This window comes from Burkholderia sp. 22PA0106 (genome assembly GCF_047497155.1).
Taxonomy (GTDB): domain Bacteria; phylum Pseudomonadota; class Gammaproteobacteria; order Burkholderiales; family Burkholderiaceae; genus Burkholderia.
Genome location: NZ_CP163163.1, coordinates 112,260 through 124,996, shown reverse-complemented (window position 1 = coordinate 124,996; position 12,737 = coordinate 112,260). Strand labels below are relative to the sequence as shown.

Annotated in this window: 10 protein-coding genes; 3 read left to right on the top strand and 7 right to left on the bottom strand. The window is 67.5% G+C overall.

The genetic code is table 11. The annotated features are described in order from the left end of the window. Positions 1–16: 16 nt before the first annotated feature. Together AB4850_RS15500 and AB4850_RS15495 are read right to left on the bottom strand one after the other, a co-directional pair. The gene (locus tag AB4850_RS15500) at positions 17–1,321 is read right to left on the bottom strand and encodes a Glu/Leu/Phe/Val family dehydrogenase (RefSeq protein ID WP_414443920.1); all 1,305 of its coding nucleotides are present in this window, start codon (positions 1,319–1,321) and stop codon (positions 17–19) included. Positions 1,322–1,533: 212 nt separating this feature from the next. Beyond that, the gene (locus AB4850_RS15495) at positions 1,534–2,490 is read right to left on the bottom strand and encodes a LysR family transcriptional regulator (protein ID WP_414443919.1); all 957 of its coding nucleotides are present in this window, start codon (positions 2,488–2,490) and stop codon (positions 1,534–1,536) included. 325 nt (positions 2,491–2,815) lie between these two features. Between AB4850_RS15495 and AB4850_RS15490 the strand changes: the two genes are divergently transcribed. Continuing rightward, positions 2,816–4,207, top strand: a complete 1,392-nt coding sequence (locus AB4850_RS15490; protein WP_414443918.1) for an MFS transporter — start codon at positions 2,816–2,818, stop codon at positions 4,205–4,207. 354 nt (positions 4,208–4,561) lie between these two features. Next, the gene (gene purB, locus AB4850_RS15485) at positions 4,562–5,950 is read left to right on the top strand and encodes an adenylosuccinate lyase (RefSeq protein WP_414443917.1); all 1,389 of its coding nucleotides are present in this window, start codon (positions 4,562–4,564) and stop codon (positions 5,948–5,950) included. A 139-nt stretch (positions 5,951–6,089) separates the two neighbouring features. On the opposite strand, the gene AB4850_RS15480 is transcribed toward purB, so the two are convergent. The 4 genes from AB4850_RS15480 to edd form a co-directional block, all read right to left on the bottom strand. Then, positions 6,090–6,593, bottom strand: coding sequence for a gluconokinase (locus AB4850_RS15480; protein ID WP_414443916.1), 504 nt, complete (start codon positions 6,591–6,593; stop codon positions 6,090–6,092). 19 nt (positions 6,594–6,612) lie between these two features. After that, positions 6,613–7,977, bottom strand: a complete 1,365-nt coding sequence (locus tag AB4850_RS15475) for a gluconate:H+ symporter (protein ID WP_414443915.1) — start codon at positions 7,975–7,977, stop codon at positions 6,613–6,615. A gap of 388 nt (positions 7,978–8,365) precedes the next feature. After that, positions 8,366–8,992, bottom strand: coding sequence for a bifunctional 4-hydroxy-2-oxoglutarate aldolase/2-dehydro-3-deoxy-phosphogluconate aldolase (eda, locus tag AB4850_RS15470; RefSeq protein WP_414443914.1), 627 nt, complete (start codon positions 8,990–8,992; stop codon positions 8,366–8,368). Positions 8,993–9,092: 100 nt separating this feature from the next. Beyond that, a complete protein-coding gene (gene edd / locus AB4850_RS15465) occupies positions 9,093–10,958 on the bottom strand; it encodes a phosphogluconate dehydratase (RefSeq protein WP_414443913.1) in 1,866 nt (621 codons plus the stop codon). Positions 10,959–11,248: 290 nt separating this feature from the next. Here edd and AB4850_RS15460 point away from each other — a divergent pair, with 290 nt between their 5' ends. After that, on the top strand, positions 11,249–12,160 hold the full coding sequence (locus tag AB4850_RS15460) for a MurR/RpiR family transcriptional regulator (RefSeq protein ID WP_414443912.1): 912 nt from the start codon (positions 11,249–11,251) through the stop codon (positions 12,158–12,160). A 131-nt stretch (positions 12,161–12,291) separates the two neighbouring features. Here the strand turns inward: AB4850_RS15460 and AB4850_RS15455 are convergent, their stop codons facing one another. Then, the gene (locus AB4850_RS15455) at positions 12,292–12,714 is read right to left on the bottom strand and encodes a CopD family protein (RefSeq protein WP_414443911.1); all 423 of its coding nucleotides are present in this window, start codon (positions 12,712–12,714) and stop codon (positions 12,292–12,294) included. Positions 12,715–12,737 lie beyond the last annotated feature (23 nt).

Sequence of the window (12,737 nt, the reverse complement as noted above, 5' to 3'; positions counted from 1 at the left end):
CGCCCGAAGGCGTCGATCAGGGGTAGAGACCGCGCATTTCGCGCGCTTGCAGGATGCGTTTGCACGCCACGATGAAGGCGGCCGTACGCACCGTCACGCCGTGCTCTTCCGACACCGCCCAGACGCCGCCGAACGCTTCGCGCATGATGCGTTCGAGACGCAGGTTGATCTCGTCCTCGGTCCAGAAGAAGCTCGAGAAATCCTGCACCCATTCGAAGTACGACACGGTCACGCCGCCGGCGTTGGCGATCACGTCGGGGATCACCAGCGTGCCGTTGGCCGCCAGGATGTCGTCGGCCGCCGTGGTGGTCGGGCCGTTCGCGCCTTCCACGACGATCTTCGTGCGGATCTTGCCGGCGTTCTTCTCGGTGATCTGGTTTTCCAGCGCGGCCGGGATCAGGATTTCGGTTTCGATGGTCCAGAACTCGTCGTTCGGAATCGATTCGGCGCCTCCGAAGCCCGCCACGCCGCCGGTACGCGCCACATGATCGAGCAGCTTGTACGCGTCGAGGCCGGCCGGCTGATAGATCGTGCCGGTGTGATCCTGCACCGTGATGACCTTCGCGCCCGCTTCCTGGAACAGCCGGCCGGCGATCCCGCCGACGTTGCCGAAGCCCTGCACGGCGATGCGCGCGCCTTCGATGGCGACGCCCTTCTTCTTGGCCGCTTCGCAGCCGACCACGAACACGCCGCGGCCGGTCGCTTCACGACGGCCGAGCGAGCCGCCCAGCGTGATCGGCTTGCCGGTCACGACGCCGGTGGCGGTTTGGCCCTGGTTCATCGAGTAGGTGTCCATCATCCACGCCATCACCTGTTCATTGGTGTTGACGTCGGGCGCCGGAATGTCCGTGTTCGGCCCGATGATGATGCCGATCTCGCTGGTGTAGCGGCGCGTCATGCGTTCGAGCTCGCCGCGCGAGAGCTTGCGCGGGTCGACGCGGATGCCGCCCTTCGCACCGCCGTACGGCACGTTGACGGCCGCATTCTTGACCGACATCCACGCCGACAGTGCCATCACTTCCGACAGCGTCACGTCCTGGTGATAACGGATGCCGCCCTTGCCCGGGCCGCGCGACACGTTGTGCTGCACGCGATAGCCCTCGAAGTGGGCCACCGTGCCGTTATCGAGTTCGATCGGCACGTCGACGATCAGGATGCGCTTCGGGCGCTTCAGCGTTTCGAGCCAGCGCGACAGCGAGCCGAGGTACGGCGCGACGCGATCGACCTGCTGCAGGTAGTTGCCCCACGGGCCCAACGCCTCGGCGTTCAGGTAGGACGGCACGGATTGCACGGGGGACGGGGACTGCGGTTGCGAAGACATGGATTCTCCAACGGTCAGCGAATGACGCCATTGTCGAAAAACGCATTTTCGAAATCCAATGCCGTTTGCTTATTCGATTATGCGTTTTTTGCATGATCGCGCTATTGCTGGGCAAAGCGCGTGTTCCCGGCATGAACGCCAGCAATCCGCATGCCTTCGAACCGACGCACGCGGGCGGTGCGCGCCGAGTAACCTCACCGGCCGCGCGGGATTCAGCGCGCGCGCTGCGCCAGTTCCTCGCTCACGGCATCCCACAGCGCGCGCACCAGCGCGTGGCGGGCATCGTCGCCTTGCGCGGCGAGCTTGTCGCGGTAGAGCCGGATCTCCATGTTCAGCGTGAACGGCTGCGCGGCGCCGGCGCGGGCCGGCCGATCGAGCCGGATCAGCGCGCCGCCCGCCACGGCATCCTCCACCGCGCTGTGCGGCAGGAACGCCACGCCGTGCCCGGCCAGCGCCATCGCCTTCAGCCCTTCGGCCATGTCCGTCTCATAAACACGATCGAGATACAGCGGCTCGCGCGCATTGGCGATGATCACCTCGGTCATCCGGCCCAGATAGGCGTTCGGCGTGTAGGAGAGGTACGGCACCGGCGCATCGGCGTCGCCGGGCAGCGTGTAGCGCGGCCGCCCGGCGCGCAGCGGCGCCGAGAACGGGCTGATCGGCTCCATGCCGAGCGTGAGCATGTCGTAGCGCGCCGGGTCGAGCGCGACCGGGTGGCTCGGATGGTGATAGCCCATCACCAGGTCGCAGCCGCCTTCCACCAGCGACAGCACCGCATCGTGCACGTTCAGCGCGCGCAGCCGCGTATGCACCGGCCCGAGCTTGGCCTCGATGCGCTGCAGCCAGAACGGGAAATAGGTCAGCGAGAGCGTGTGCGGCACCGCGAACTCGATGGTCGGCACCGGCGCCACCGCGTGCCCGCGCAGCAGCGTGCGCGCCTCGTGCGCCTGCGACAGCATGGTCAGCGCCTGTTCGAGAAACACCTGGCCGGCCTGCGTGAGCCGCGTGGGATAGACGGAACGGTCGATCAGCTCGGTGCCGAGCCAGGCTTCGAGCGCCTGGATGCGCCGCGAGAACGCCGGCTGCGAGACGTGCCGCAGCTCCGCCGACCGGCTGAAGCTGCGCGTCTCCGCGAGCGAGACGAAGTCTTCCAGCCATTTCAGTTCCATGCGGACCTTGCTGCGCGACGAGTGTGGAGCCCGCATTGTAGCCGCGCACCGAAGCGATCCGGCTGCACTGGTGCGGTGCCGCACGCGCGCCAGGTTCGCGCAGCCACCCGGCGGGCATGGTGCGCGAAGCGGGCGCCGCAACGGCCGCGCGTATCCCGGCCCGCCTCGCTGTCCGGGCCGTAATCCGCCCCCCGCGCGCGATCCCGCACCGACCCCTCGAAACATGCACGCCAATGGCATGAAGCTTGCGGATAGCGGCCTCGGGCAGCGGCGTCCGGTTTCGCCGATCCGCCCATCGACCGACCGCCCATTTCAGAGGCCCCCGATGACGACTTCCCTCCGCGCTTCGCTCGCGAGCGGCAACTGGCGCTCCCTGCTGGCCTGCTTCCTGTATTTCGACACGGGCTTCACGGTCTGGGTGCTGTACGGCCCGCTCGCGCCGTTCATCGGCAAGGACCTCACGATGACGGCGGCCCAGCAGGGCTTCCTGGTCGCGGTGCCGGTGCTGGCGGCGGCGATCCTGCGCGTCACGCTCGGCAACCTCTATCAGTCGACCGACGGCCGACGCATCGCGCTGATGGGCGTGCTGCTGTCGGCGATCCCGGCCGTGGTGCTGCCGTTCGTGCCGGGCGCGCCGTCCTACACGCTGCTGCTGGTGCTCGGCGTGTTCCTCGGCATCGGCGGCGCGAGCTTCGCGGTGGCGCTGCCGATGGCGGGCAGCAGCTATCCGCCGAAGGTGCAGGGGCTGGTGCTCGGGCTGGCCGCGGCCGGCAACATCGGCGCGGTGCTCGACGGTTTCCTGTTCCCGCATCTGGCCGCCGCGCTCGGCTGGAAGATGTCGACCGCCGCCGCGCTGCCGCTGCTGGCGATCGCCGGCTTCGCGCTGTTCGCGTGGGCCGAGGATCGCGGCGAGAAAAGCGGCAGCACGCCGCGCGCGCTCGCGGCGTTCGCGATCTCGCTGGCCGGCCTGCTGGCGCTGGTGCTGGCGGTTCACGCCGGGTTGTTCGGCGCGGGCAAGACGGGCGTGCTGCTGTTGCCGGTGCTCGGCGCGCTGCTGGCGATCCTGGTGCTGCCCGCGCATTACCGCAAGGTGCTGGCCGAACGCGATACGTGGGTCGTGATGCTGGTCTACAGCATCACGTTCGGCGGCTTCGTCGGCATGTCCTCGTACGTCACGCTGCTGCTGACCAACCTCTATCAGATGCCGAAGATCGAAGCGGGCCTGTTCATGTCGCTGCTGGCGTTTCTCGGCGCGATCGTGCGGCCGTTCGGCGGCTATCTGGCCGACCGCGTGACGGGCGTGCGCGCGCTGATCGTGCTGCTGGCCGCGATCGCGGCGGCCGATTTCGCGTTCGCCGCCTGGATGCCGCCGCTCGCGGGGGGCATCGCGCTGCTGGTGTGCCTGTATCTGGCCTTCGGGCTCGGCAACGGCTCGACGTTCCAGCTCGTGCCGCACCGCTGGCGCGGCCGCACCGGGCTGCTGTCGGGGATCGTCGGCGCGGCCGGCGGCATCGGCGGCTTCTATCTGCCCGTCATCATGGGCATCGCCAAGGAAAGCACCGGCAGCTACCAGCTCGGCTTCGCGACGTTCGGCGCGCTGGCCACCGTCGCCTGCGGGCTGGTGGTGATGCTGCGCACGCAATGGCTCGGCTGGGCCAGCACGGCGTCGAGCGGCGCGGCCGGCGGCGCGCTGCATACGGCGCACGCGACCGAGTAGGCCTCGCCGGGGAAGGCGGCCGGTTGGCTGCGGCGAGGGGGCCTGTCCGCATTTTTGTGGGCGAGGCCATCAACCGGCCATGACCGAGCCATCAACCAGCCGCCGCCCAACTGACAACCGACCGCGGCCGAGCCACGACCCGACCGCCTTCCAACTGCCACCCGACTCCGACCGAGCCACGACCCGGCCGCCTTCCGACTGCCACCCGGCTCCGATCAAGCCACGCCCCGGCAGCCTTCCCCGCGCCAACAACCGCCCCCCACCGGGCAGCCCGCATGATGCGCCGCCGGACCCGCCCCCCGCCGATGGTAAAATTCCGGGTTACCTTCTCCACGCCCGACCGGCCGCCCCATCATGTCCGACACCCGCCCCGACACCCTTTTCGCCCTCACCGCGCTGTCGCCGCTCGACGGCCGCTACGCCAGCAAGACGGAAGCCCTGCGCGACTGGCTCTCCGAAGCGGCGTTCATGCGCCATCGCGTGACCGTCGAGGTCCATTGGCTGATCGCGCTGTCGCGCGCCGGTTTCGCCGAAGTGCCGCGCTTCTCGGAAGCGTCCGAGCAATTCCTGCTGCAACTGGTCGAGCGCTTCACGGCCCACGACGCGGCGCGCATCAAGGATATCGAGCGCGTCACGAACCATGACGTGAAGGCCGTCGAATACTGGCTCAAGGAATCGGTCAAGGGCCAGCCGGAGCTGGAGCGCGCCAGCGAATTCATCCACTTCGCCTGCACCTCGGAAGACATCAACAACACCTCGCACGGCATGATGCTCGCCGGCGCGCGCGACAACGTGATCGTCCCGGCGCTGCGCACCGTGCATCAGCGCCTCGTCGCGCTCGCGCACGCCCAGGCCGAACAGCCGATGCTGTCGCGCACCCACGGCCAGCCGGCCAGCCCGACCACGCTCGGCAAGGAAATCGCCAACGTCGCGGCCCGCCTGGCGCGCGCCATCGATCGCATCGCCAAGGTCGAGCTGCTCGGCAAGATGAACGGCGCGGTCGGCAACTTCAACGCGCACCTGTCGGCCTACCCGACGTTCGACTGGGAAGCGTTCTCGAAGGACGTGGTCGAAAACCGCCTGAAGCTCAGCTTCAACCCGTACACGATCCAGATCGAACCGCACGACTACATGGCCGAGCTGTTCGACGCCGTGGCGCGCGCCAACACGATCCTGCTCGACCTCGACCGCGACGTGTGGGGCTACATCGCGCTCGGCTACTTCAAGCAGCGCACCAAGGCCGGCGAAATCGGCTCGTCGACCATGCCGCACAAGGTCAACCCGATCGATTTCGAGAACTCGGAAGGCAACCTGGGCCTAGCCAACGCCACGCTGCGCCATCTGTCCGAGAAGCTGCCGGTGTCGCGCTGGCAGCGCGACCTGACCGATTCGACGGTGCTGCGCAACATCGGCGTCGCGTTCGGCTACTCGCTGCTCGCCTACGACGCGCTGACGCGCGGCCTCGACAAGCTCGAGGTGAACCCCTCGCGCCTGAACGAAGATCTCGACAACTGCTGGGAAGTGCTGGCCGAGCCGGTGCAGACGGTCATGCGCCGCTACGGCATCGAGAACCCGTACGAGCAACTGAAGGAACTGACGCGCGGCAAGGGCATCACACGCGAAGCGCTGCAGGAATTCGTCGGCGGCCTGGCGATCCCGCAAGACGCCAAGGACCTGCTGCTGGCCATGACGCCCGGCTCGTACATCGGCAAGGCCGTCGAACTGGCCAAGCGCATCGCGTAACACCGGCGCGGCCCGCCGTCGCCGGCCGGGCCGCACGCCGTTCGCGCCAAAGACAAAGCGCCCGGGGCTTTCGCCGCCGGGCGCTTTTTTCATGAGCGCGGCCCGCGATGGGCCACGCCGATTCCGATCGCCGGAACGCTCAGGATTGCGCGGAAAGGCCGAGCTTTTTCAGCACCTCGTCTACCATCTGCTCGGGCGTCTGCTCGATGCTGACCTGCACCGCTTCGTCGTCGCCCGGCACTTCGAGCGTATCGAGCTGGCTTTTCAGCAGCTTCGGATCGAAGAAGTGGCCGGTGCGCGTCTTCAGTCGCTCGGTCAGCACCTCGAAGCTGCCGTGCAGATAGACGAAGCGCACGTCGCGGTCGCCACCGCGCAGCACGTCGCGATACGCCCGCTTGAGCGACGAGCAGGTGAACACGGCCGTTTCGCCGGCCTGCTGCTTCGCCTCGATCGCCGTGCGGATCGACTTCAGCCACGGCCAGCGGTCGTCGTCGGTCAGCGGAATGCCCTGATGCATCTTCTCCTTGTTGGCGGCGCTGTGAAACGCGTCGCCGTCGGTGAACGTACATCCGAGACGCTCCGCCAGCAGCTCGCCGATGCGCGACTTGCCGGCGCCCGAGACGCCCATTGCGATCAAAATCATTGACTACCCCTTGTTGCTGTTACAGGACGGTGGCCAGCGCCATCGTCAGACCCAGGCCCATCAGCGAAATGATGGTTTCGAGCAGGGACCAGGTCTTGAACGTCTGACCGACCGTCATTCCGAAATATTCCTTGATCAGCCAGAACCCGCCGTCATTGACGTGCGAGAAGATCAGCGAACCCGAGCCGGTGGCCAGCACCAGCAGTTCCGGCTTGACCGTCGAGGCCGAGGCCGCGGCGATCGGCGCGACGATGCCGCAGGCCGTCGTCATCGCCACGGTGGCGGAGCCGGTTGCCAGGCGCATCAGCGCGGCGGCGAACCAGCCGAGCAGCAGCGGCGACAGGTGCGCGGCCTTGGCCGTTTCGACGATCTGGGTGGAGATGCCGCTGTCGCGCAGGATGCCGCCGAAGCCGCCGCCCGCGCCGACGATCAGCGTGATGCCGGCGATCGGCGCCAGGCACTCGCTGCAGAACTTCTGGATCTGATCACGGTTGAAGCCCTGCTTCGCGCCGAACGTCCAGAAGCTGACCAGCACGGCGATCAGCAGCGCCACGTCGGAGTTGCCGGCGAAGCGCAGCAGGTTGTTCGGCACCGTCTTCGGCTCGAACACCAGATCGGCCCAACTGCCGACCAGCATCAGCACCACCGGCAGCAGGATCGTAAACAACGTGATGCCGAAGCCCGGCAGTTGGCGGTCGTGCTTGGCCTGGTCGCCCGAATCGACGAACTGCGAGGCCAGCGGGTTGTTCGCCGGCAGCTTGACGTGCTTGTGGATCAGCAGCGCGAACAGCGGGCCGGCGACGATGGCGGTGGGAACACCGACCATCAGGCCGTAGGCGATGGTCTTGCCGATGTCGGCGTGGAACGCCTGCACCGCGAGCAGCGCGGCCGGGTGCGGCGGGATCAGCCCGTGCACGACCGACAGGCCGGCCACCATCGGCAGGCCGACCAGCAGCAGCGATTTATTGGTGCGCTTGGCGACGTTGAACGCGATCGGGATCAGCAGCACGAAGCCCACTTCGAAGAACACCGGCAAGCCGATGATGATGGCCACGCACATCATCGCCCAGTGAATGTTCTTCTCGCCGAACCAGCCGATCAGCGTGACGGCGATCCGTTCGGCGCCGCCCGATTCGGCCATCATCTTGCCGAGCATGGTGCCGAGGCCGACCACGATCGCGATGTGACCCAGCGTGCCGCCGTTGCCGGTTTCGAACGATTTGACGATCTTGTCCATCGGCATGCCGACCACGGCGCCCAGGCCGAGCGACACGATGATCAGGACCAGAAACGGATAGATCTTGAAGCGTGCGATCATCACGATCAGCAATACGATCGCGATCACCGTGCACCACAGCAGCCCGCTGCCTTGAACAGCACCCATGAACTCCTCCTAGCGATTATTGGAACCGGGCCGACGCACCACGACACCCGGCCATTCTTCTATGGGCCTGCGCGCGCGAACCTGACGCGCCCGACAGGACGCTGAATTCTACTTTCGTTTTAATCGGCGCGATAGAACCGGTTCCATGCGCATAAACCCCTAGAAAAAGGCCGAAAGTCTGAAGAATCGGGCGAGTTGCGCCGCGCCTCGGAAGTGCGGCGTCATGTCGCAATCTCGCGGCTCAACTATAGGGGATGGCGGCCGGTTTCGCCTCGCGAATGCGAGGCTCGGGAGGCAGAGGCGGCGGGCGCGGCCACAGCGCGGCGGGACCGATGGTCGCGGATGCAACCATCGGTCCCGCTCGACTTCAGAAGCGAGCCGGCGCGCCTTAGCGCGTCAGTTGGCTGGCCGCCTGCGCGAGGCGCGTGACTTCGGCCCAGTCCTGCGCGGCCAGCGCCGCCTTCGGCGTGAGCCACGAGCCGCCGACGCACACCACGTTCGGCTGCTTGAGGAAATCGGGCGCCGACTGCGCGCTGATGCCGCCCGTCGGGCAGAACTTCAGCGTCGGGAACGGGCCGTGGAACGCCTGCAGCATCGGAATGCCGCCGGCTTGCTGGGCCGGGAAGAACTTGACCAATTCATAGCCGAGTTCGAGCGCGGCGATGATATCGGTCGGCGTCATGACGCCCGGCAGCAGCGGCAGGCCCGCGTCCTGGGCGGCCTCGTGCATCGCGCGGGTCAGGCCCGGCGACACGCCGAACTGCGCGCCGGCCTTCTTGGCGAGCGCGCAGTGCTCGGGCTTCGTGATGGTGCCCACGCCGACCACGATGTCGTCGGCCAGTTGGCTCGCGCGCTCGATCGCCTTGAGGCCGGCTTCGGTGCGCAACGTGATTTCCAGCACCTTCACGCCGCCCGCGTGCAGCGCGCGCGAGACATGCTCGCCCTGCTCGACCGTCTCGAACGCGAGGACCGGAATCACCGGGCCGAGTTTCACGATGTCGTGGATGGTTTTCATCTGCTGCTTCTCCTGTAACGGGATGGATCTCGCCGGGTTCGATGCCCGCGATGCGAGCTGTGTGGGCGATAGGGCCTCGATGCGGGCTTCGGTGCAGGCCTCAGTGCGCGCTCGTCACGCCGGCGCGGGCGGTTTCGCCCACCAGCGCGCCGAACACCGAGGCGCCCGCCTCGGCCGGCATCGCCGCCGCGCGGAACACGCCGAACAGTTCGCGGCCGAAGCCCACTTCGTTGTCGGCCTGATGCATCGGGCGCACCAGTTCGCGCGCCGCCCAGGCCTGGGCGTCCACGTCGACGTCGAGGATGCCGGCCTGCGCATCGATCACGATCGTGTCGCCGGTGCGCACCTTGGCCAGCGGGCCGTCGAGCAGCGCCTCGGGCGAGACGTGGATCACCGCCGGCACCTTGCCCGACGCACCCGACATGCGCCCGTCGGTCACCAGCGCGACGTGGAAGCCCTGATCCTGCAGCACGCCGAGCAGCGGCGTCAAACGGTGCAGCTCGGGCATGCCGTTGGCGCGCGCGCCCTGGAAGCGCACCACCGCCACGAAATCGCGCTTCAGTTCGCCAGCGTCGAACGCGGCCTGCACGGCCTCCTGCGATTCGAACACGATGGCCGGCGCGACCACCTTGCGGTGCTCGGGCGCGACGGCCGAAATCTTGATCACGCCGCGGCCGAGACGACCCTGCATCAACCGCAGGCCGCCATCGGCCTGGAACGGCTCGGCGATCGGGCGCAGCACCTTGGGGTCCTGGCTCTCGGCCACGCCCGGCACCCATTCGAGCTTGCCGTCGATCAGCTTCGGCTCATGCGTGTAGTGCGACAGACCCTTGCCGGCCACGGTCGTGACGTCCTCGTGCAGCAGGCCGCCTTCGAGCAGGTTGCGCACCAGGAACGCCACGCCGCCGGCCGCGTGGAAATGGTTCACGTCGGCCTTGCCGTTCGGGTAGATCTTGGCGAGCAGCGGCACCACGGCCGACAACTGGTCGAAATCGTCCCAGTCGATCAGGATGCCGGCCGCGCGCGCGATCGCCACCAGGTGCATCGTGTGGTTGGTCGAGCCGCCCGTCGCGAGCAGCGCGACGATGCCGTTGATCACCGCCTTCTCGTCGACTACATGGCCGATCGGCGTGTAGCTGCCGCGCTCGACCGTCAGGTCGAGCACGCGGTGCGCGGCCGCGGCCGTCAGCGCGTCGCGCAGCGGCGTGTGCGGATGCACGAACGCCGAGCCCGGCAGATGCAGACCCATCACTTCCATCAGCATCTGGTTGCTGTTGGCGGTGCCGTAGAACGTGCAGGTGCCGTGGCCGTGATAGGCGGCCGATTCGGCTTCGAGCAGCGCGTCGCGGCCCACCTGGCCGGTGGCGAACTGCTGGCGGATCTTGGCCTTGTCGTCGTTCGACAGGCCGCTCGTCATCGGGCCGGCCGGCACGAAGATGGTCGGCAGATGGCCGAATTGCAACGCGCCGATCAGCAGGCCCGGCACGATCTTGTCGCAGATGCCGAGGCACAGCGCCGCGTCGAACATGTTGTGCGTCAGCGCGATCGCGGTGCTCATCGCGATCGTCTCGCGCGAGAACAGCGACAGCTCCATGCCCGGGTTGCCCTGCGTGACGCCATCGCACATGGCCGGCACGCCGCCCGCGAACTGCGCGACGCCGCCGTTCTCGCGCGCGGCCGCCTTGATCAGATCCGGATAGCTGACAAACGGCGCATGCGCCGACAGCATCTCGTTGTACGACGAGACGATGCCGATGTTCGGCTCGCGCACCGACTTGATGACGAACTTGTCGTTGCCTTCGAGGCCGGCGAAGCCATGCGCGAGATTGGCGCACGACAGCGCGCCGCGCGCCGGGAAACGGCCTTGCGCGGCATCGATGCGTTGAAGGTAGGCGGTGCGGGTGGGACGGCTGCGTGCGACGACGCGCTCGGTCACGTTCACGAGGGTGGAATGCAGCGAGGCCATGCTGGGCGGCTCCTCTGTGGCCGGCGAGGCCGGCATCGGAAATCGTGGGGGGAGGCCGGTTCGACCGACCAATCGCCGCGAAGTTTAGTAGAAAAACTACATGCCTGCAATCTTGCGGCGCAGCATCGGCTCGGTCGCATCTTGCACAAAGCTTGCTACGCATGGGTTATGGATCAGTGAAAACCCTGATATTTGGTTTATCTGTGAGCTAGAACGATCCAAAAAATCATGTAGTTTTTCTACACATCGTGCGTAATACTACAATCCGTCATTTCCAAAACGAGCCGCCGATGCTGCCCCGAATCGAAGCGCTGCGCGCGCAGTTGCGCCCGTCCGAGCAGAAACTCGCCGATTACGTGCTGGCCGCGCCGCGCGAGATCCTCGACATGTCGATGACCGACCTCGCGGCGCGCGCCGGCGTCAGCCAGCCGACCATCGCGCGCTTTTGCCAGGCGCTCGGCTGCAGCGGCTTTCGCGAATTCAAGATCCGCCTCGCGCAAAGCGTGGCGCCGGGCGTGCCGTCGGTGTATCGCGACGTCGAGCCCGACGAGCCCGCGCCCGGCATCATCGGCAAGGTGTTCGACCGCACCATCGGCGCGCTGATCGAGGTGCGCAACAGCCTGTCGGCCGGCAGCGTGGCCGAGGCGATCGCCCTGCTCGCGCGCGCGTCGCGTATCGAGTTCTACGGCGCGGGCGGCTCGGGCATCGCCGCGCAGGACATCCAGCACAAGTTCTTCCGGCTCGGCGTGCCGAGCGTCGCCTATTCCGATCCGCACACGTTCTCGATGTCGGCCGCGCTGCTCGGGCCGCAGGACATCGTCGTCGCGATCTCGAACACCGGCCGCACGCGCGACATCGTCGAGGCCGCGAAATCGGCGCTCGCCTGCGGGGCCAAGGTGGTGTCGATCACGCACAGTCATTCGCCGCTCGCGCAGATCGCCAGCGTCAACCTCGCGTCGAACATCGCCGAGGAAACCGACGTGTTCTCGCCGATGACCTCGCGCATGTCGCATCTGGCGATCGGCGACATCCTCGCGGTGGGCGTGGCGCTGCAGCGCGGCCCCGAACTTGTCGATCGGCTCGGCCGCGCCAAGGCCGCCATCGTGCGGCGGCGCATCGATGCCGAGGTGCGCCCGAGCGAGCGCCGGAGCATGCGTGAGGCGCGCGAGGCAGCACCGGAGGATTCCGGCGGCGACGCCTGAGCGTTTCTTTTTCTTCGGCGCCGCCAACGCACAACGCCCGCGCGAACCGTGCCCTTGGAGGACCACGGCCCGTGCGGGCGTCGAGGTGTATCGAGGAGGCAGCAGAGGCCGATCGGCTCCGCCAAACCGCCTCAGAACGGCTTGATCACCGCCAGCGCCACGGCGCCGAGCATGCCAAGCACCGGCAGTTCGTTGAAGAAGCGATACCAGCGGTCGGACCGGCGGTTATCGCCGCGCTCGAACACGCGCAGCAGGTGGCCGCAATAGACGTGATAGCCGATCAGCAGCAGCACGATCGTCAGCTTCGCGTGAATCCAGCCCTGCCCCTGGCCGACGCCGGCCACCAGCCAGAGCCACAACCCGCACGCCAGCGCCGGCACGGCAATGAAGCTCATGAAGCGGAACAGCTTGCGCGCCATCGTCAGCAGGCGGCGCACGGCGCCGGGATCGGTTTCCATCGCCAGGTTCACGAAGATGCGCGGCAGATAGAACAGCCCCGCGAACCAGGCGGCGATCAGCACGATGTGGAAGGTTTTGACCCAGAGGTACGTCATCGAATCGTCCGTTCGTCAGTGGC